The sequence below is a fragment of the Micromonospora sp. LOL_014 genome, from assembly GCF_048060245.1.
Lineage (GTDB): Bacteria > Actinomycetota > Actinomycetes > Mycobacteriales > Micromonosporaceae > Micromonospora_E.
The window spans coordinates 41,419-61,365 of sequence record NZ_JBHMIP010000004.1 but is presented as its reverse complement, the minus strand read 5'-3'; the positions used below and the strand labels follow the sequence as shown (position 1 = coordinate 61,365).

Here is a 19,947-nt window from a genome sequence, read left to right as displayed (position 1 = left end):
CACCGTCTACGAGTACGACGAAGATGGCCGGCTGGCTCGCAGCGTCACCACTCGTGAGAGCGAGTGGTCCGACGACGACACGGCCTGGCTGGAGGCGCTCGCCGAGTGGCGGGCGTCGCGATGTCCGCACTGCGGCCGCGACCTGGACGAGTGCACCGACGCCTCGGCCGACGGGGCGTACACCGTACCGCCACCGACGAGATGCCACGCCACGACGGCGGTCGAGATCGCACAGCAGGCGTACCGCGAGCAACCGCAACCGGGCGCGCTGCTGTGGCGGGCCGAGAGACGGAGGTAGGGCGTGGCGCTACGCACCGTCGGAGTCAGGTTGTCTGCCGAGGTGGCGGGTTACGTCGCCGGCATCAAGCAGGCCAACCGGGCCACCCGCGACTTCGCCGGCGAGCTCGACAAGGCTGCGCGCGCCGGGTCTCTGGACGCGGTCGCCGACCAGGCGGCCCGGGTCGGCACCGGCATGGTCGCCCTCGCCGGCATCACCGTGGTGTCGGCCGCACGGTTCGACAAGGCCATGTCGGGTGTGGAGGCGGCGACGCACGCCTCCGCCGAGCAGATGGAGCTGTTGAGAGAGGCCGCGATCCAGGCCGGCAAGGACACCGCGTACAGCGCCACCGAGGCGGCGGGCGCGATCACCGAGTTGTCCAAGGCCGGCGTGAGCGCGGCGGACATCCTCGGTGGTGGCCTGGACGGCGCGCTGGCCCTGGCGGCGGCCGGTGAGCTCGACGTCGCCGAGGCGGCCGAGACCGCGGCCAGCGCGATGACGCAGTTCAAGCTGCAGGGCCGGGACGTCACGCACATCGCGGACCTGCTGGCCGCCGGTGCCGGCAAGGCGCAGGGGTCGGTGCACGACCTGAGCATGGCTCTGTCGCAGGGCGGCCTGGTCGCCGCACAGATGGGTCTCAGCGTGGAGGACACCACCGGAACGCTGGCGGCGTTCGCGAACGCCGGCCTCATGGGCAGCGACGCCGGCACGAGCCTCAAGACGGCGCTGCTGATGCTGGCCAACCCCAGCGGCGAGGCCGCCGACCTGATGCGCGAGCTGGGCATCCAGACCTACGACGCCAGCGGCAACTTCGTGGGCATCACGGCGCTGGCGGGCCAGCTGCAGACGCAGTTGGGCACGCTCACCCAGGAGCAGAGAAACGCGGCGCTCGCGACGATCTTCGGCGCAGACGCGATCAGGGCGGCGAGCATCTTGTACGAGCGCGGTGCCGACGGCGTGCAGGAGTGGATCGACAAGGTCGACGACGCCGGATACGCGGCCGAGACCGCGCGGATCAAGACCGACAACCTGATCGGCGACATCGAGAGGTTGACCGGCGAGCTGGAGACCCTGGCTATCACCTCGGGCTCCGGCGCGACCGAAGGCCTCCGCTGGCTGGTGCAGGCGGCTGAGGCGCTGGTCGCGCAGCTGGGCGGCTTGCACCCGGCCATCGGCGGCACCGCCGTCGTCATGACCGCGCTGACCGGCGCCGCGCTGCTGGGTGCTGCGGCGTGGATCAAGATGCGGTCGACCACGGCCGAGGTGACCGCCCAGCTGCGCGAGGTCGGCCCGGCCGGCCGGAGGGCAGCCCGCGGTCTGGAGCTGACCACGAAGTGGGGCGGCCGCGCGGCCGCGGCGTTCGCCGGCTTGCAGGTCGTCGGCGCGGTCGCGGCTGGCTTCTCCGACGCGGCGGCCGACATCGACCGGCTGGTCAAGTCGATGGAGGAGTTCGCGAAGACCGGACGCTCGTCCGGTGAGCTGGCCCGCATCTACGGCGAGGACCTGGCGCAGCTGTCCGACGACATCAAGGTTCTGTCGAACAACAGCTTGGCCGACCTGGAGAAGGCCGCGAACATCGAGACGCTCGGCGGCCTGGTGCAGACGATGCGCCTGATCGACGACTCGATGGTCAACACGCTCGACCGCACCAAGGCACTCGACGCCGCGCTGACGCAGCTGGTGCAGGGCGGCAACAGCGAGGCGGCGGCTACCCAGTTCGGCGAGATCCGCCGCCGCGCCGAGGAGGCCGGGATCAGCGCGGAACAGCTGGCTGAGCTGTTCCCCGGCTACACCCAGGCGGCGAAGGACGCGGCAGCCGGGTCTGGCGACGCGGCTGATTCGATCGGCGGTGTGGGTGATGCGGCGGCCGAGACCGCCAAGGACATCGCCGATCTCAACGACGCGTTCGACAAGCTGTTCGACGGTGCCATGTCGTTGGACCGGGCGACGATCGCCTACAAAGAGGGCCTGATCGAGCTGCGCGAAGAGCTGCAGTCGGGCGCGCGATCTCTCGACGTCAACACCGTCGAGGGGCGCAAGAACCGCAGCGCGGTGCTCGACCAGATCGACGCGATCAAGGACCTGCGGGACAGCCGCCACGAACATGGCATGAGCCTCGACGAGGCCAACCGGAAATACGTCAAGGACATCGACGGCTTGCGCCGGAGCATGCTGCAGGCGGGTTTCACGAAGGACGAGGTCGACGACCTGATCCAGACGTACCGCGACATCCCCGGCAAGGCCGCGACCGACGTGCAGGTCACCGGAGCCGACGGCGCAATGCGGGTCATCCGCAATTACACGGACTGGCTCAATGCGATTCCCAAGACGGTCTACACCCGGCTGATCGCCGAATCGCAGACGTCGCGCGGCGGCCACCGGGAGTTCCGGTGGGGCGGCATCGTCGAGCACGCCGAGAGCGGTCTGCTGCGGGAGGCAGCGACGTGGGGCCCGGGGCAGACGCTGTACGCCTGGCGTGAGCCGGCGACCGGCGGCGAGGCGTTCATCCCGCGCAACGGCGACATGGACCGCAGTCGCGCGATCGCTGAGCACGTGGTCAGCAAGTGGCTCGGCGGTCAGGTCAGCTGGGGGCAGCAGCAGCCGACGGCGGAGGTGCGGCCGGTGATCGTCGAGTCGGTGACCGTCCAAGCCTGGAGCGACCGATTCAGCCTGCGCCAGGTGGAGCAGGAGCTGGCCTGGCAGGGGGCGATCTGAGTGCCACTGGCCGAGGGGCAGATCCAGATCCGCGACCTGGTGCTCGGGCCGGGCACGCCGTACAACCTGTCGCCCGACAGCAACCCGCTGGCGCTCGCGGCCAGGGCGACGCAGACCGGGGCGCGCGCGTGGGCCAACGGGTCCTGGTCGGGCGTCGAGTGGGCCGACGAGCGTGCCATTCCGCTGCGCCTGATGATCCAGGCGCAGCCGGCGTCGACGGCCGGATGGCTGACGGCGTGGCAGCAGCTGGCGGCGGCGATGGCGCCGAGCCACACCGACGTGCCGCTGCGCTGGGCGCTGGGTGGCGTCGAGCGGCTGATGTGGGTGCGGCCGCGGATGGCGGAGCCGGATCTGCATCTGATCGCGGATGGTCGGGGTCGGGTGCGGCTCGGCCTGGTGGCACTGGATCCGCTGGTGTACGCCGGCGACGAGTCGAGTGATTCGACCGGGCTGCCGGTGTGGTCGGGCGGGTTGACGGCGCCGTTCACTGTGCCGGTCACGATCGGCGCGACCCGGTCGTCGGGTGCGATGACGGTGGTCAACTCGGGCACCGCTGACGTGGGGCTGATCCTGCGGGTCGACGGCCCGGCGGTGACGCCGAGGGTGACGCTGGTGCCCGCGACCGGTGACCCGCAGGTGTTGACGGTGGACATCGAGCTCGGCACCGGGCAGTGGCTGGACATCGACACGCGGGCGCGGACGGTGCTGCTCAACGGCACGTCGAGCCGCCGGGGGGTGGCGTCCGGGGATTGGCCGATCGTGCCGCCCGGCACGAGCGAACTGCGGTACGACGCGGCGCAGTACAACGGCACGTCGACGCTGACCGCTACATGGCGGTCGGCATGGTGGTGAGGATGAGAGGGCAGCGTCGTGGCAGCCAGTGACCCGAAGTGGATCAACGCCGACGGCGGTAGCCCCGCGTACGCGGCTGTGGAGCTGCGCCGGCTCGACGGCGCCGCCTGGTGGAAGGGCGGCGAGGCGGATCGCCTGGGCGCGCGCGCCGGTGTGCTGCCGGGCGGGTCGGCGGTGCTGTCGCTGTCCGGCACCACGGTGACGGTGCGGGACCTGCAGGCCGTGGTCTATCCGGGCCTGACCGCGACGAGTGGCCCGTACACCGTGGCGCACCTGGAGGAGACACACGAGCTCGATCCGGCGGACGTCACCAACGCCCGGGTCGACATCGTGGTGCTGCGCGTCTACGACGACGACGAGGACAGCTCCGGCGACCGGGAGGCCGTCACCGAGCTGATCACTGGCACCCCTGCCGGGTCGCCGACCGCGCCGTCGACGCCGGCCGGGGCGGTGCGCCTCGGCTTCATCGACGTGCCCGCCTCTGGTGGCGGCGATCCGACACTGACGGTCGACGCGCCGTGGACCGTGGCGGCCGGTGGCATCCTGCCCGTGCGCACCGACGCCGAGCTGACCGGTGCGTCGTCGGGGCTGCACGACGGCGCGATGCGCTGGCGGCAGGACGCCGGGGTGCTGGAGGTGCACAACGGGTCGTCGACGTGGACGGAGATCGCGCGGCGGACGGTGCCACGTGCCCGGCTGCGGCGCACCGCCGGCCAGGCGATCACGAACAACACGGACACTACGGTGGACTGGAACGCCGAGGACTGGGACACCGCAGCCGGCCACGACAACGGCACCAACCCGTCGCGGTACACGGCGACGGTGGCGGGGTTCTATCGGGTCGAGGCGAGGGTGCAATGGGAGTTCGACACCACTGGCCGCCGCATGGCGTGGCTGTGGCTCAACGGGTCGTCGGTGGTCGGGTCGCGGCAGATCGACGAGCCGGGGACGAATGAGACCTGGTGCACGCCGACGGCCGCGACGGTGCAGCTGTCGGTCGGTGACTACGTCGAGGTAAGGGTGGCGCAGACCAGCGGCGGCGACCTCGATGTCCAGGGCGGCACCACCCAGGCGTCGTCGACGCTGACGGTCGATTACCTCGGTCCGCTCTGATGGCGGTCACGCACGCCTGGGTGGGTGCGACTACCCAGGCCGGGGCGTGGGTCCGGGCCAAGGTCTCGGGCTCGTCGGCGCGGCTGGCGGTCGCCGACAACGTCGGCCTGACCGGCCCGACGTGGCTCGGCCCGGTCAGCCCGGACGCGCAGGGCATGGTGTCGTGGGAGGTCACCGGACTCGACCCGGACTCGCGGTACTGGTGGGCGGTCGAGGTTGACTCGGTGGTCGACACCGACTGGTCGGGGCAGCTGCGAACCCACCCGGTGCTGGGCGACCCGGCGTCCTTTACCTTCGCGGCGAGTTCATGCGCGGGGTACGTCGGGTCGACGCCCGGTGCCGGCTACATCACCGACCAAGTGAGCGACCATCCCGTCTTCGACACGATCCGTGCCTCCGACCCGTTGTGGTTTTCGCACCTGGGCGACCTGCACTACCGGGACATCAACAGCAGCGACCCGGCTGACTACCGGACTGCCTACGACGACGTGCTGACCTTCAATGGCAGCCTGGGCGCGGCATCGAGGCAGGGGCAGCTGTACCGGGCGGTGCCGCTGCAGTACGTCTGGGACGACCACTGCTACGGGCCGGGTGACAGCGACGGCACCTACAGCGGCAAGGCAGCGGCCGCGCAGGTGTACCGCGAGCGGGTGCCGCACTACGCCCTGCCCGGGGAGGGCGTGCACCAGAGCTGGCAGGTCGGCCGGGTGCTGTTCATCGCGGCCGACTCGCGCTACTACCGGTCGCCGAAGACCGATGCGGACGGTCCGGCCAAGACCATGCTGGGCAGCGAGCAGCTGGCCTGGATGGAGTCGACGCTCGCCTCATCCGACGCCGCCGCGCTGGTGTGGATCCATCCGGTCGAGTGGCTGGGCGACCCGCAGTCGGGCGGCGACAACTGGCGCGGCTACAGCTACGAGCGCGACCAGGTCACGGCGATGTTGCAGGATCTGGGCTGGGCCGACCGGATGATCATGCTGGTTGGCGACCGGCACAGCATGGGCATGAGCACGGGGGGCGACAACAACCCGTGGGGCGGCTGGCCCGTCTACATGTACAGCAGCATGGACTCGTCGTACGGAACGCTCACCGCTGCGCCGTACTACGACCTTGGCCTGTCGCCCGGCCGCAACCAGTGGGGCCAGCTCGTCGTGGTCGACGACGGGTCGCAGATCAGCATCACCAACCGGGGCATGATCGGCTCGTCGCCCTGGCGCATCCACACGCACACGATCGGGGCATCCGCCCCGCCGCCGGCACCGCCGCCCACACGCACCCAGGCGGTGCCCCGCGACAGGGTGACGTGGCTCGGCTGCGACCTTGTTTCGGGTCGGATCATCGCCGAGCTGCCGGAGATCACCGGCCGGATCTCGCGGGTTCTCGGCGCGTACACGTCTACGGAGTTGACGTTGCCGATCCCGCTCGGCGGACCCGGCGCGGTGCCGATCGGCGTGGTCGAGGAGGCCACTGTCCCGGCGCAGACGATGATGGTCGCGGTTGTCAACGACGTGCCGACCTGGGCCGGGATCGTGATCGCCCGGCAGGGCGGAACCGACGCGACGTTGCGGCTCGGCTGCGTCTCGCTGGAGGGCTACCTCGACCGGCGCTACGTCGGCGACCACGCGTGGACCGGGCAGGACCAGGCGTCCGTGATCGCGGCCGGTCTGATCGCGGACGCGCAGGTCGAGGGCATCGGCCTGGACGTCGACGCCCCGGCGTCCGGGGTGCTGCGCGACCGGACCTACGCCGACCAGGACGACGCAACCGTCTATAGCCGGCTGCGGGAGCTGGCTGCCGTCCAGGGCGGCCCGGAGTGGACCGTCGATCTCGACTGGGCGTCGCCGACCCGGCAGGCGGTGGCCAAGGTCGTGCGCGTCCGGTCCCGGATCGGCGAGGCCGCCGCCACCCCGCACGCGGTGTTCGCGTCGGTCGGCAGCAGCGACGCCACCTACACCTACACGGAGGACTACAGCGACGGCCGCGGCGCCAACCACGTCGTGGCCACCTCGTCCGGTGAGGGCGAGTCACGACCGCAGTCGACACCCGCCGCTGATGTGCCGGCCGGCCGCGCCCGATGGGAGCGGCGCTGGTCACCCGGCAGCAGCATCACCGACCAGGCGGTGCTCGACGCACACGCCGTCGCCGAACTGGCGCTCCGCCGCGACGGGGCCACGACGATCCAGATCACCGCCCGCTGGGATCAGACACCACGGCTCAACGTCGACTGGCAACTCGGTGACGACGTCGGATGGGACCTACAAGGACATCGGCACCCCGGTGGTCTTGTCGGAACCGGCCGGGTCATCGGCTGGGAGCTCGACATCCAGGCCGGACTGATCCGGCCGATTCTTTGGCAGCCGGGAGGCACCCTGTGAGCGTCGGGGACGCGGCCCTGAGCCAAGGCGACGTGATGCGCCGCCTGCGGGACCTGGAACGGCAGATGCGAGAGCTGCAGGCCGGCCGCCGGCTGCAGGCCGCGACTATCGGCGCCGGTGGGATCGCGATCCGGGGCGGCAGTCTCCGCACCCTGGACGACCTGGGCCGGCTGGTCGCGCAGGTCGGCGAGTTGCCGGACGGCACGCACGGTGTGGCGGCGGTCGACCCGGCCACCGATGAGCTGGTGTCGCTGGCGACGCTCGCGTTCGGCGTACGCGCCGACCGGGAAGGCGGCGCGACCTCGGTTACCAGCACCTCCTACGCGCCGCCGGGTGACGCCGCCGGCCCGGAGGTGACCGTGCAGGTCGGCACCTCGACCAGGATGTTGGTGTTCGTGTCGGCGCGGATCAGCATCACCGACGACGGTGGCTTTCCGACCGCCACCGGCTACATGGGATTCCAGGTCGACGGGCCGGGCGGCTACTCGGCAACCCCAGGGGATGCCGCAGCGGCGACCTGGACGGGTGCGGAGTCGACCGGCGCGGTCAGCACCGTCGCGACCTTGCTCGGGCCGGGTGGACCGCTGGAACTACCGGAAGCCGGGGCCTACACCCTGTCGGCCCGGTACCGGGTCAACGGCGGCGAGGCGTCGGTGCAGAGCCGCACGCTGATCGCGCTGCCCTACTGATGGGAGGCACTGATGGGCTGGCGGAACGCGCGCTCCCTCGACGTCCTGGCCGACGAGATCGAGGCGGTAGCGCCCGGCACCACGGTGTGGACCATCGGCGACGAGGACCACCAAGAGGACTGGTCCGACCACAACCCCAACGAGTGCTGCGACGTGGTGTGCGCGGCCGACGTGCTCGACGACGCCGGCCTCGACCTGCAATGGCTGGCCGACACGATCACCCGGACCGATCCGCCCGCACTCAAGTACGTCATTTGGCGCGACCGGATTTGGCTGCCCGGCTACGGCTGGCAGCCCTACCGGGGCCAGTTCCACACGCACGTGCACGTGTCCGTCGGCTGGGGGCCGGACGGCAGGTCAACCGGACCGTACGACGACACCAGCCCATGGGGAGTAGACGAGGGAGACGACATGCTCGTACGGCAGGGACAGAAGAGCGAGATGGTCGCCTACTGGCAGCGCGTGGTGCGCGACTGCGGGCACGATCCCGGCCCGATCGACGGCGACTACGGACCCAAGACCGCGGCCGCCGTCAACGCCCACCGCGCCAAGCACAAGCAGTCGCCGGCGTCCAGCATCACGGGTTGGCAGGCGTGGCAGCTGCACACGGAGCTGGCCCGCAAGCACGGCGGCGGCGAGCGTGGCCCAGCCGGCCCGGCCGGTGCGACCGGACCGCAAGGACCCGCAGGGCCCCGGGGACCGCAGGGCGAACGCGGCGAACCGGGACCCGCCGGGCCGCCCGGCCGGACGCCGACCCGGATCGCCATCACCGGCGAGGTGACCGAGACCGCACCGGCGACCGGCACGTGATGCCCACCCCGCCGCGTCGCGGTGACGATCCACTCGCGGTCAAGATCACCGGCCGCGAAATCTACGACGCCGTGGTCCGGCTGACCGGCCGCGTCGACGTCCTGATCGAACAGCAGACTGCCGTGCGTGCCGACCTGGCCGACCACGAGGAGCGGATCCGGACGGTGGAGCGCCGCCTGTGGCCGCTGCCAACCGTGTCCGTCTTGATCGCCGTGGCCGCGCTGGCGGTGGGCCTGCTGCCCCGCCTCACCAGCTGACCGCGTACCACTGACCCGAGAGGATCCACCGTGACCCAGCCCACCCCCAACCCCGACAGCAGCGAGCCGTTGTGGTCGGTCGGCGGCATCACCGCCGCCGTCACCGCGTTCCTCAGCCTGGTCGTCGCGTTCGGCGTCGACCTGACTGCCGACCAGCAGACCGCGATCCTCGGCGTCGCAGCGGTGCTCGCGCCCCTCGCCGTCGCCCTGGTCGGCCGGAGCCGGGTGTTCTCCCCGGCCACCGTGGCCCAGATCCGCGACGGTGACCGGTGAGCACCATCGTGCGGACGCACACCCGCACCCACGTCGAGATCACGTTCGCCGACCCGCACCTGCAGTGCACCAAGTGCCGGGCCTGGGTGACGGCGTGGCACAACCCGGAGCGGTGCGGTCCCGGCTGCACCGAGCCGTTCGCCAACTCGCCGTGCGGCTGTGAGCGGGCCGGCGTCGACAGCATGTGCCCGTCGTGGGGGCCGGTCGACGGCTGCCGCTGCGATCCGGCCGACCACCCGGTGCCGCCCGGGGCGTGACCCCCGCCGGTAGCGTGTCCGGCATGGACACCACCACCAGCGACGCCGACCTGCCCCTCGTCTCCGGCGACATCCACAACACCCTCGACGGCCGCATCCTGGTCGACGGCCAGCAGCTCGCGCCGGGCCGCTACCGGTACGCCGGCGGGGTGCTCGAGGTCGCCGACACCGAGACCGACGAGGAGTACGCCCGGCGCATCGCCCGCGACGGCGACTGACCCACCAACGACAGCGCCCCCCGCAGCCAGGCCGGCTGCGGGGGGCGCTTCGTCGTGCCCGGGGTCAGTCGTCGACCAGGCCGACCGGCTTGCCCAGCGCCAGGCGCCGCACGATCCGGTAGTACTCGGCCACCAGTTCGGCGGCCGCCCGGTCACCCACCCCGGTCGCCCGGATGTGCGTCTGCGCCGCCCAGATCCCATCCAGCACCGGCACCCGGGCATGCAAGTCGGCCGCCGCCGACCGGTCCCCCTCGGCGACCCGGCCGGCGCACATTACCGTCTCTCGCCAGGCCGTGTCGTCGTCGGCGGCCTTGTCCAGGTAGGTGCGGGAAATCCCGGACAGGTCGGCGGCGGCGTTGCCACCGACCAGCGGCCCGGCGTCGCGGTCGAGCCGCATCAGCTCGCCGAGCTCGGCCATCGCCGCCGCACGCGCGGCCTTGGCTGCGCCGGCCCGCCGGCCGGCCGCGGCGAACGCGGCCGCCAGCCGGGCACGCTCGGCGAGCTGCTCTGGAGTCTGGGCGTCGATCCGGATCGGGTGCGGCTGGCGGCGGTAGACGCTCGGCCGCCGACCGACGGTCGGCCTCACCGGCTGGCGCCGATCGCCGCGCCGACCGCCATCGCGATGACGAGGATGAGGGCCAGGCGGGCGAGCCGCCATCCGGTCCGGCCGGCGCGCGGGTGTGGTCGGTGCACGATGTCCTCCCAGGGCTGGGAGGGCGCGACCCGGCGGGAGCTCCTCCTCAGCCGTCGGGCCGCGCCCCAGTGGGCGGGCCCGGCGGGAGCATTGTGGGTTACCGCCGGGCCCTGTCTGGGTGGGTGGCGGCCACGGGGGTAACCGCCACCCACCAGCAGGATGCGCATCACATCGGGTGACGGTCTACGCGCCGCGCGGTTACGCGGACGGTGCGGACAGGGCGCGGACACCTGCGGACGCCCTGGCCGCGAGCCGTTCGTCGCCGGTCGCGGCCGCCAGCGAGGCGGCCTCGGCGTACGCGGCCTCGGCGTCTCGGTGGGCGCCGACGTGCGCGTGCGCGTCGCCCAGTTCGCACAGATGCGCCCCGGACCACCCCGGCCGGCGCCGGTCCGGCGCGAGACCGGTAGCGAGCAGCTCAACCGCCCGGTCGGCGAAGCCGGCGTGTCCGGCGTCGGCGAGGTTGAGGTACACGATCCCGCGCTGAACCGCGAAGAACTCTTCGGTGTGGAAGTAGTTCCACGCCGGCGGCGGCCGCTCGCCCTGTCGGGCGGCGTGCTCGGCGGACCGATCGAGAACGCCCAGCACCACGCTCGGTTGGTGCCCGCTGGACGCCATGCCGCGCGCCTCCTGCCCGGCCGAGTAAGCCAGCTGACCGGGGTGGACGCCCGGCTGGTGCTGCGCGGCCTGAGACAGCGCGATCATCGCGCCGACCTGGCCCTGATGCTCGGCGGCGTAGCCACGGAAGCTCAGGATCGTGGCGGCGAGGTCGGTGTCTCCGGTCTCGGCGGTCCACGCGAGCCCGGCGGACCACGTGCGCTCAGCTCCGGCAGCGTCGCCCACGGCCGCGTGCAACCAGCCGACGAACTGCGCCCACTGGGCGGCGACGTCGACCAGGGCGTGCCGGTGAGAACCGGCCGCGTCGACGACCAGTCCGCTGATGACGTCGAGCTGCATCGCGGCCGCCGGCAGTACCGCGCCGGACCCGACGGCGTCGTCGAGTCGCCGCTGGGCCGCGAGGAGATCGGCCAGCGCGGTGATCCCGCCTGCGCTGATCTGGCTGGTGCGGCTCGCGTGGTGGAGCCGGGCGACCTGGTCGCCGTCGAGCACCGTGGCGGGCGTGTGGATCATCGCCGTGAGCCGGCCGCCGGCCTGGAGGGCGTCGTCGAGGCGGCCGAGCAGATCGGGGGGTGGCCGCCGGCGGCCGTGCTCGATGTCGTGCAGGTGGGACCGACTGCTGTAGACCCGCTTGGCGAGGTCCCGCAGGGACAGTCCGGCTTGCTCGCGCAGTGCCCGCAGGGTTGCGGGTAGGCGCGGATCGACGACGCGCATCGTGTGCTCCCCAGGTAGCGGTCTGGGCGGCGGCGTGCCGGTCCGCTACTCCCGGCGCGCCGCCATCGACGACTGTACCGGGTCCGGGCCAGACACTCAGTGATTCCAAGTTGACTCCGGGCCGGGGGTCTCGTTGACGGGGTTTGAGCGCCGTCGGTCGACGGCGGCCGACTGTCCGGATGGGACGGATGCACTATCTGCAATCGCGGTCGTCACGCGCCGCAGACCCCTCGCCCCTCGCCCCGCCGGATGATCACGGAGCGTGGAAGATCCACCGCGCAACCTTCCGCCAATCTCACTCTCGGTGGTGGCATAGCAGCATTACAAGATCGACACCAGCCTCACAGTGGATGATCTCGCGATCATCCACTCACCCACTGTCGCGGCCAGCAGTCCACGGAGTGGGATCAGGCCCTCAGCTCCGACCAGCTGAGTCACACAGGGGGACCGATGATCCAGCTCCCGGCCACCGCCGGACTCACCACGACCCGACTGACCACCACCGCCCGCGCTGCCGGCAGCGCCGCGGCACTCCTCGCCCTCACCGCCGGCGTGGCCGAGACCGTCCGCCACACCAGTGGTGTCGGGCCGGGCGCGCATCGGCTGCTGCTGACCGCCACGGTGGTGGCGGTCCTCGCGGCCATGTCGGCGGGGGTGACCGCCGGCATCCGCCGGCTGATCACCACCGCCACCACGGCGGTGCTGGCCGACCAGGCGCGGATCTCCGAGACGCTGCAGCAGCTGACCGCCGAGGTTGCCCGGCTCCGGAGCCTGCTGCGCGACCGAGACGAGCTGATCGCCGAGCAGACCCGCGCGGTCGCCGAGCTGGTCACCGCCGCGCAAGGCCTGGTCGACGCGGAGACCTCGGCGGCCGTGCAGCGCATCAACCTGCGGTTGCTCAACGGCGGACGACCTGGTCACGGGGGCAGGTGACCGTCCGTTGGTGGCGGTTACCTGTCTCCCACGGTTGTCGGTAACGTGCTGACCACGCCGGAGTGGCGGCGTACCACCCAGACCAACACACTGGTCGCCAACTTCAAAGTGGCCTCGACGGCGCGCCGGCTCGACCGGGAGAGCAACCGCTGGGTCGACGGCAACAGCCTGCGGGTCCGGGTGAACTGCTGGCGCAAGCTGGCCGAAGGAGTCTGCTCCTCGGTCATGCTCGGCGACCCGGTCGTCGTGGTCGGCCGGCTCTACACCCGCGACTGGGTCGACGGCGACGGCAACAACCGCCTGCAGTACGAGATGGAGGCCGTGGCGGTCGGCCATGACCTGGCCCGAGGACGGGGTCGGTTCACCCGCAACCGGCCGACGTTGGCGACCAGCGAGGTTGACGGGGACGACCCGGAGCGGCGGGTGCAGGGTGAGGTCACCGCCGAGGTGCCGGCCGACGAGGTGCCGGCGACCCGCAACGAGCTGTTCGACGGTGACGACGACCCGATGTTCCTGGAACCGTCAGTGCCGTCGCCGGTCGAAGGGGAACCGAACCGTCCGGGTGGCCGGCCGGTCACCCTCGCCGTGGACCTGCTCGCCGCCGAGGCGGCCGAGTCCGCCTCGGCTCAGGCCGGCACAGTCGCCGCTTCGACCGAGGACCCCGGAGCCGGCATCGCGACGACGGGCGGCGACTCCGGTCACCGCGACGAGCCATCGGACATGCTGATGGATACGCCGTCGTCGCGGTCGCCCGGCGGCGACGGGAATTCCGACGACCCGATCGGCGATCCGCTGCCGGCCGAGGAGCAGCCGGCTTCGTCCAGCCGGGCCCGGCGGTCGCGGAGCCGGACGGCGGTGCCGGTCTGACCCTGGCCGGCCCCATGCCGACGAGCGCGGTGGTACGGACCCGTCTGCCGTACCACCGCGCCGACGGTCGACCGACCGGTGACCGGTGACCGTCAGCCGACCCGTCACCCGTCACCCGTCACCCGCCACCGGCCACCGGCCACCGGCTCCACGTAGGCTGCCGGAGTGGCTACCAGCGCTGGCAGGGTCAACGCGTCGGCCGCCGCCGCCACGGTCGGCGGTCTGGTCGCCGGCTACGCCCTGGACACCCTGTTCGGCGACCCCCGCCGCTGGCATCCGGTCGCCGGGTACGGCCGGTTGGCCGGTGCCGCCGAGCGCCGGCTGTACCGGCCGACCCGTCGGGCCGGCGTCGCCTACACGGCCGTGGCCGTCGGGGGGCCGGTGATCGCCGCCGTGGCGGCGTCGGTGCTGACCCGACGACATCCGATCGCCCGGGCTGCTCTCGTCGCCGGCACCACCTGGGCGGTGCTCGGCGGGCGGACGCTGCGGACCGAGGCACAGGTGATGGCGCGGGCGCTGCACCGGGCAGACGTACCAGCGGCCCGACGCCGGCTCAACCATCTCTGCGGCCGGGACCCGGCCACGCTCGACGCGCCGGAGCTGGCCCGGGCGACCGTCGAGTCCGTCGCCGAGAACACCTCGGACGCCGTGGTCGCGCCGTTGTTCTGGGGGGCCGTCGCAGGTCTGCCCGGCCTGGTCGGCTACCGGGCGGCGAACACGTTGGACGCCATGGTCGGGCACCGGTCGTCGCGCTACGAACGGTTCGGCACGGCCGCGGCGCGACTCGACGACCTGCTGAACTTCGTGCCGTCGCGGCTCACCGGGCTGGCCGCCGTGTGGTGGTCGCCAGCGGTCAAGGGCGACCGGGCACGGGCCTGGCGGGTGTGGCGTCGGGACCGCGCCGACCATCCGAGCCCCAACGCCGGTCAGTGCGAGGCGGCGTTCGCCGGGGCGCTCGGGGTCCGGCTCGGTGGGCGCAACGTCTACTTCGGGCGTTCCGAGGTGCGTCCGTATCTTGGTGACGGTCCGCGCCCCTCACCTCGGCAGATCCGCCGGGCAGCGACGCTGTCCCGGCGGGTCGGCAACACCGCTGCGGCAGTGTCCGTGTTGGCGGCTCCCGTGGTGCAGCTGGCCGCCGCGCAGCTGACCGCGCAGGCGGTCAGAACCGCCGTGCGGGCCATCCGCCGCCGGTAGCGGTAGGACCAGGAGCGGAAGGGAGGCCGGGGTGCCGGGGAGTGCTGGCCCTGTCGGTGGTGGCCTACTGGTCGCCGGGACCACCTCCGACGCGGGCAAGAGCCTGCTCACCGCCGGAATCTGTCGATGGCTGAACCGGCGTGGGGTGCGGGTCGCGCCGTTCAAGGCACAGAACATGTCCAACAACTCGGCGGTGGTCGTCGGGTCGGACGGTCGGGGCGGCGAGATCGGACGGGCGCAAGCGGTGCAGGCAGCCGCTTGCGGGCTGGAGCCGCAGGTACGGTTCAATCCGGTCCTGCTCAAACCGGGCAGTGACCGGGCCAGCCAGGTCGTGCTGCTCGGGGAGGCGGTCGACACCGTCACCGCGACCAACTACCGCGCGATGCGCTCCCGCCTCGCCGACGCCGTGCACACCACCCTCGCCGAGCTGCGTGGCGAGTACGACGTGGTGATCTGTGAAGGAGCCGGCAGCCCAACCGAGATCAACCTGCGGGCTGGTGACTTCGTCAACCTCGGGCTGGCCCGGCATGCCGGGCTGCCGGCGATCGTCGTCGGTGACATCGACCGGGGTGGCGTCTTCGCCGCCATGTTCGGCACCGTAGCCCTGCTCAGCGCCGAGGACCAGGAACACATCGCCGGGTTCGTGATCAACAAATTTCGTGGTGATCAGGAGTTGCTGCGGCCCGGGGTCGACATGCTGCACCAGGTGACCGGCCGACCCACCTACGGGGTGTTGCCCTGGCAGCCCGATCTCTGGCTGGACGGTGAGGACTCGCTGGCGTACGGCCAGACGATCGGACGACCCACGGCGCCGCGCGGCCGCGACATCCTGCGGGTCGCGACGGTGCGACTACCCCGGATGTCCAACGCCACCGATCTCGAAGCGCTCGCTGCCGAGCCGGGCGTGCAGGTCCGGCTCACCGTCGACCCGACCGAGGTTGCCGCCGCCGACCTTGTCGTCCTGCCCGGCACAAAATCGACCGTGGACGATCTGGCCTGGTTGCGGGGGACCGGGCTGGCTGCGGCGGTGACCACGCACGCCAGCGCTGGCCGCCCGCTGCTCGGCATCTGCGGTGGTTTCCAGATGCTCGGCCGGGTGATCCACGACGAGGTGGAGAGCCGCCGGGGCACGGTACCGGGGCTTGGCCTATTGCCCGTCGAGATCACCTTCGCCGAGCACAAGACCGTGACCCGCAGCGCGGGGCGGGCCTACAGCGACGTCCCGGTGCGCGGCTACGAGATTCACCACGGGTACATCTCCCGGTCCGACGGGTCGATCTCGCCGCTGTTCACCGGCACCGGCACCGAGGTGGGCACCGGCACCGGCCCTGGCGCGACGGGCGGCACCGAGGGCGTACGGCTCGGTCCGGTGTGCGGCACCCACTGGCACGGTGCCTTCGAGTCCGACGAGTTCCGTCGCCGCTACCTCACCGACGTGGCCCGCCAGGCCGGCCGGCACGGCTTCACCGTCGCGCCGGACACCAGCTTCACGGCGCTGCGCCAACGCGGACTCGATCTACTCGGCGACCTGGTGGAGGAGCACCTGGACACCGCCGCGCTGTGGCGGCTGATCGAGTCCGGGCCGCCGGCCGGACTACCGTTCATCCCACCCGGAGCTCCCCGGTGACGCGGGGGATCTCGACCTTCGAGAGTCTGGCCCGGCGGGTGTACGCCGCCCCGGCCCGCCTCGGCCGGGTCCGGCTCGTCGTCGTCGACGGCCCGAGCGGCGCCGGCAAGTCCACCTTCGCCGACCGCCTGGCCACTGCCTGCGCGACGATCACGGCGACAGCGCCGGAGTCGGCCACGGAGCCGTTCAGCACCGCCGCCGACCCCGCCGTGGCGGTCGTGCACACCGACGACCTGCTGGATGGCTGGCGTGACCAGTTCACATTCTGGCCCCGGCTCAGCACCTGCGTGCTCGACCCGCTGCGGACCGGCCGGCCGGCCCGCTACCGACGATACGACTGGGCCGCCGGGCGGTTCGGCGACGGCTGGACCGTGATCGAGCCGCCCGCCGTACTCGTGATCGAAGGGGTGAGCGCGGCCCGCGCGGCGGTCCGGCCGGCCGCGACGCTGTCGGTCTATGTCACCGCACCAGAATCGGTGCGCCTGGCCCGGTCGCTCACCCGCGACGGGGCCGCGATACAGCCGACGCTCGACCGCTGGCGGCGGGCCGAGGAGCGGTTCATCTCCGCCGACGGTACGCCCGGTGCGGTCGACCTGCTCGTCGACGGCGCTGCTGAGCCCGAGTCCGGCCAGCTCCGGTCCGGCCAGCTGGCGTACGGGTGGATCCGGGACTGGCCGGACGTAGACGCCGGTGGCGCCGGTGGGGCACCATCGGCCGGGTAGGCCAGTCAGCCGATCCCGGGGAGCGTCCGCCATGACCGCAGACGACGACGGCACCACGCCCACGGCTGCGGCCAGCTGCGGTACGCCGGACGTCACCACCCCGCCGGACCGGCGGCGGATCACGTTGACCGGGATCAGCTCCCGTGCCTGGGAGCACCCGGCCGACCGGGGCGCATTGACCGCGCTCCGTGAGCTGCGTGGCTTCGACGACGTGGTCCGGACATTCTTCGGGATGTGGAACGAGCGGGCCTTCCGGCTCAGCTACCTGGCGTCGGTGATCCGGGTCGACCACCGCCAGTACCCCCGGGTGCACCGGTTGCTCGCCGAGGCGGCAACCGCGCTGGACGTGCCGGAGCTGCCGGAGCTGTTCGTGACCCAGTCCCCGGTGCTCGGTGCTCAGGCCATCGGCTTGGACAAACCGTTCATCGTGATCAACACCGCCTGCGTACAGCAGCTCGACGACGCCGAGCTGCGGACGCTGCTCGGCCACGAGCTGGGGCACGTCCGCAGCGGTCACGCCGTCTACCAGACGATTCTCACCATCCTGACCCGCTGGGCGGCGAACCTGAGTTGGCTGCCGGTCGGCGCGATCGCGCTGCGGGCGATCAGCGCAGCGATGCTGGAGTGGTGGCGCAAGGCGGAGCTGTCCGGCGACCGTGCCGGGCTGCTCGCCGGTCAGGACCCGGCGGCGGCGCAGCGGCTGCTGATGAAGCTGGCCGGCGGCGGCGACCTCAGCCAGATCGACACCGCCGCGTTCCTGGAGCAGGCCGCCGAGTACGACGGCGGCGGTGACCTGCGGGACAGCCTGCACAAGTTCCGGATGACCGCCTGGAGCACCCACCCGGTGCCGGTGGCGCGGGCTGCGGCACTGCGGCAGTGGATCGACTCCGGTGGGTACGCGCAGGTGCTGGCCGGTGACTACCCGCGCCGTGCCGACGACCCGACCGCTTCGGTGACCGATGAGATCAAGGCCGCCGCGCAGGCGTACCGCGAGGAGTTCGGCCGCAGCCAGGATCCGTTGGTCGGCCTGCTGCGTCGGCTGGGTTCCGGCGCGGCCGACGTCGGCGAGTGGGCCAGCGGCGCCGCCGGCCGCGCTCGGTCCTGGATGGGCGCGGCCAGCTCCACCGGCCGGCCGGGTGGTCGGCGGAGCTGACTTCAGGCCGGCCTGGTGGCCGGCGGGGCCGACCTGCCGCCGGTCAGCGCAGCGCGGCCAGCCGCCGCTCGATCACGTCGGGATCGAACCGCTCCGGGTCCAGGGGTGCCTGCCCGTCGTCGAGACCGAGCCAATCGCGTCGGTCTGCGTACTCCGGATGGGACGGGTCGGCCAGTACGTTGAGCAGATGGGCGTAGCCCAAGACGCCGCCGCAGTCCTCCGGCGGGGCAGCCCGCTCGCCTCCCGTACACCGGGGGTAGACCGCCGTCGGGTCGCGGTCGGTGACCGCCGCGACGGTGATCTCGTGGGTCCAGTCGTCGCCGAAGTCGTACCGGTAGGCAATCGTGTCGCCGACGGCCGGGGCGACCTGCTCCAGGGTGACCTTGCGCTCCGACTGGTGCCCGGTCCGGTCGCCGGGCGGTGCGAAATCGCCGTACGGCGTCTCGAACAGGTGCAGGTGGCTGTCGTCCCAGTCGAACGCCGACTGGATCACGTGGTGCAGGTCCTCCAGCGGAGTATCACCCACGACCTCCAACTGCCGCCGGACCGGCGGCTCGCTGTCGGCCAGCACCACGTCGACCCGGTAGATCGGCGCCGGTCCCTGTGACTTCTTCCGTTTGGCCGGCAGCTTGCGCGTCGGTGCCGGCCGGACCGGCCCGGGACGGCGCTGCGCGGGGAACCCGCCGCCGTCCAGCAGGCCGGGGAGCAGGTCCGCCAGGTCGTCGGGACCGGCGTCATGGTGCGGGGCCGGCGGCCGGTCCGACTCCGGCATGGTGGCCAGCCGGGCGTCCAGCAGGGTGGCCAGCACCGGGTACGGCGGCCCCTCGTCGTCGTCGAGCTCCGGTTCGTCGTCGAGTTCGGCGTCGGCCTCGTCGTGCACGCTGCGGGCGTCCAACGCCTGCTCGACGTGCCACCGCAGGTCGGCCGGGTCGAGTCGGGTCCGGGTGGTGCCTTGATCCCGGGTCAGTTCGTCCAGGGCCGCCGGCAGCTGGTCACCGTCCAACAGCAGGATGTCCTGGGCGGCAGCGCAGTCGGCGTGATCGACGATCACCATCATGGCGTGCCTACGGCCGGCCCGTCGGAAGGCGACGGTGAAGACCGAGTCGGTCCCGTCGGGGCTGTCGATCCGCCAGCAGTCGTCCACCGTCACCTCGGCGGCGACCTCGTCGGCCCACTTCGGCCACGGTACGCCTGTCCCGGCGATGGTCGCCGCCGCGGCCCTGGCAGCCTCGGCGGCGGGCGGTGGCGACACCGCGGCGATCGCGGTCAGCAGGGCCACCGCCTCGGGGCCGCCTCGGTCGGCGAGCTGCGGGATGAGCCCGTCGCGCAGCGGGCGGACGCCGTCGGGGTCGGGTTCGTCGCCGACCATCGCGACGAACATCGCGCCGGTGAGTTCGGCGGCGATCGGGTCATCGTCGTCGACCAGGGCGGCGGCGCCGCTCAGCAGGGTGCCGATGACATCGCCGGGTGCCTCACTGCAGCCGGGGCAGTCGCACGGTTCGGGGTTGTCGGTGCCGTCCATCGCGCCAGTGTGCCCGTTCGCTTGCGGCGGCGCGAGGCGAGCCCCCGGCGTGTCGTCGGGTGAGCACCGG

19 protein-coding genes are annotated in these 19,947 nt (G+C 72.5%); 16 read left to right on the top strand and 3 right to left on the bottom strand.

Annotated elements, in window-relative coordinates; genetic code table 11:
- Positions 1–301: 301 nt before the first annotated feature.
- The 10 genes from ACFHW1_RS04920 to ACFHW1_RS04875 are packed head-to-tail and all read left to right on the top strand — an operon-like array spanning position 302 to position 9,836.
- The gene (locus ACFHW1_RS04920) at positions 302–2,992 is read left to right on the top strand and encodes a phage tail tape measure protein (protein ID WP_416614905.1); all 2,691 of its coding nucleotides are present in this window, start codon (positions 302–304) and stop codon (positions 2,990–2,992) included.
- Positions 2,993–3,844, top strand: a complete 852-nt coding sequence (locus ACFHW1_RS04915) for a phage distal tail protein (RefSeq protein WP_416614903.1) — start codon at positions 2,993–2,995, stop codon at positions 3,842–3,844.
- A gap of 18 nt (positions 3,845–3,862) precedes the next feature.
- Positions 3,863–4,957, top strand: coding sequence for a hypothetical protein (locus ACFHW1_RS04910; protein WP_416614902.1), 1,095 nt, complete (start codon positions 3,863–3,865; stop codon positions 4,955–4,957).
- A 20-nt stretch (positions 4,958–4,977) separates the two neighbouring features.
- Positions 4,978–7,332, top strand: a complete 2,355-nt coding sequence (locus ACFHW1_RS04905) for an alkaline phosphatase D family protein (RefSeq protein ID WP_416614901.1) — start codon at positions 4,978–4,980, stop codon at positions 7,330–7,332.
- Positions 7,329–8,021 carry a hypothetical protein gene (locus tag ACFHW1_RS04900; RefSeq protein ID WP_416614899.1) on the top strand — a complete coding sequence of 231 codons (693 nt, stop codon included), beginning with the start codon at positions 7,329–7,331 and terminating at the stop codon, positions 8,019–8,021. The genes ACFHW1_RS04905 and ACFHW1_RS04900 overlap by 4 nt, the downstream gene beginning before the upstream one ends.
- 12 nt (positions 8,022–8,033) lie before the next feature.
- Positions 8,034–8,831 carry a hypothetical protein gene (locus ACFHW1_RS04895; protein WP_416614898.1) on the top strand — a complete coding sequence of 266 codons (798 nt, stop codon included), beginning with the start codon at positions 8,034–8,036 and terminating at the stop codon, positions 8,829–8,831.
- A complete protein-coding gene (locus ACFHW1_RS04890; protein WP_416614897.1) occupies positions 8,831–9,088 on the top strand; it encodes a hypothetical protein in 258 nt (85 codons plus the stop codon). Before ACFHW1_RS04895 ends, ACFHW1_RS04890 begins: the two co-directional genes overlap by 1 nt.
- A 30-nt stretch (positions 9,089–9,118) precedes the next feature.
- On the top strand, positions 9,119–9,361 hold the full coding sequence (locus ACFHW1_RS04885; protein ID WP_416614895.1) for a hypothetical protein: 243 nt from the start codon (positions 9,119–9,121) through the stop codon (positions 9,359–9,361).
- Entirely contained in the window at positions 9,358–9,618 is a 261-nt protein-coding gene (locus tag ACFHW1_RS04880; RefSeq protein ID WP_416614893.1) for a hypothetical protein, read from the top strand. The genes ACFHW1_RS04885 and ACFHW1_RS04880 overlap by 4 nt, the downstream gene beginning before the upstream one ends.
- A 23-nt stretch (positions 9,619–9,641) precedes the next feature.
- Entirely contained in the window at positions 9,642–9,836 is a 195-nt protein-coding gene (locus tag ACFHW1_RS04875) for a hypothetical protein (RefSeq protein WP_416614892.1), read from the top strand.
- A 64-nt stretch (positions 9,837–9,900) separates the two neighbouring features.
- On the opposite strand, the gene ACFHW1_RS04870 is transcribed toward ACFHW1_RS04875, so the two are convergent.
- Entirely contained in the window at positions 9,901–10,422 is a 522-nt protein-coding gene (locus ACFHW1_RS04870; protein ID WP_416614891.1) for a hypothetical protein, read from the bottom strand.
- Between the two features lie 306 nt (positions 10,423–10,728).
- Positions 10,729–11,859: a helix-turn-helix domain-containing protein gene (locus ACFHW1_RS04865; protein ID WP_416614889.1), complete on the bottom strand. Its 1,131-nt coding sequence runs from the start codon at positions 11,857–11,859 to the stop codon at positions 10,729–10,731.
- 450 nt (positions 11,860–12,309) lie between these two features.
- Here ACFHW1_RS04865 and ACFHW1_RS04860 point away from each other — a divergent pair, with 450 nt between their 5' ends.
- The 6 genes from ACFHW1_RS04860 to ACFHW1_RS04835 all read left to right on the top strand — a co-directional run bounded on the left by ACFHW1_RS04860 (position 12,310) and on the right by ACFHW1_RS04835 (position 18,355).
- Positions 12,310–12,792 (top strand): hypothetical protein, encoded by a 483-nt coding sequence (locus tag ACFHW1_RS04860; RefSeq protein ID WP_416614888.1) that lies wholly within the window; start codon positions 12,310–12,312, stop codon positions 12,790–12,792.
- 45 nt (positions 12,793–12,837) lie between these two features.
- Positions 12,838–13,659 (top strand): single-stranded DNA-binding protein, encoded by an 822-nt coding sequence (locus tag ACFHW1_RS04855; RefSeq protein WP_416614887.1) that lies wholly within the window; start codon positions 12,838–12,840, stop codon positions 13,657–13,659.
- A 165-nt stretch (positions 13,660–13,824) separates the two neighbouring features.
- Positions 13,825–14,853: a cobalamin biosynthesis protein gene (locus ACFHW1_RS04850; protein ID WP_416568987.1), complete on the top strand. Its 1,029-nt coding sequence runs from the start codon at positions 13,825–13,827 to the stop codon at positions 14,851–14,853.
- A 31-nt stretch (positions 14,854–14,884) separates the two neighbouring features.
- Positions 14,885–16,480: a cobyric acid synthase gene (locus ACFHW1_RS04845; RefSeq protein ID WP_416590344.1), complete on the top strand. Its 1,596-nt coding sequence runs from the start codon at positions 14,885–14,887 to the stop codon at positions 16,478–16,480.
- On the top strand, positions 16,477–17,202 hold the full coding sequence (locus ACFHW1_RS04840; RefSeq protein ID WP_416568985.1) for a uridine kinase family protein: 726 nt from the start codon (positions 16,477–16,479) through the stop codon (positions 17,200–17,202). Before ACFHW1_RS04845 ends, ACFHW1_RS04840 begins: the two co-directional genes overlap by 4 nt.
- Before the next feature lie 31 nt (positions 17,203–17,233).
- Entirely contained in the window at positions 17,234–18,355 is a 1,122-nt protein-coding gene (locus ACFHW1_RS04835; RefSeq protein ID WP_416568984.1) for a M48 family metallopeptidase, read from the top strand.
- Between the two features lie 43 nt (positions 18,356–18,398).
- On the opposite strand, the gene ACFHW1_RS04830 is transcribed toward ACFHW1_RS04835, so the two are convergent.
- Complete coding sequence (locus tag ACFHW1_RS04830) at positions 18,399–19,877, bottom strand: plasmid pRiA4b ORF-3 family protein (RefSeq protein WP_416614885.1); 1,479 nt, start codon at positions 19,875–19,877, stop codon at positions 18,399–18,401.
- Positions 19,878–19,947: the final 70 nt, after the last annotated feature.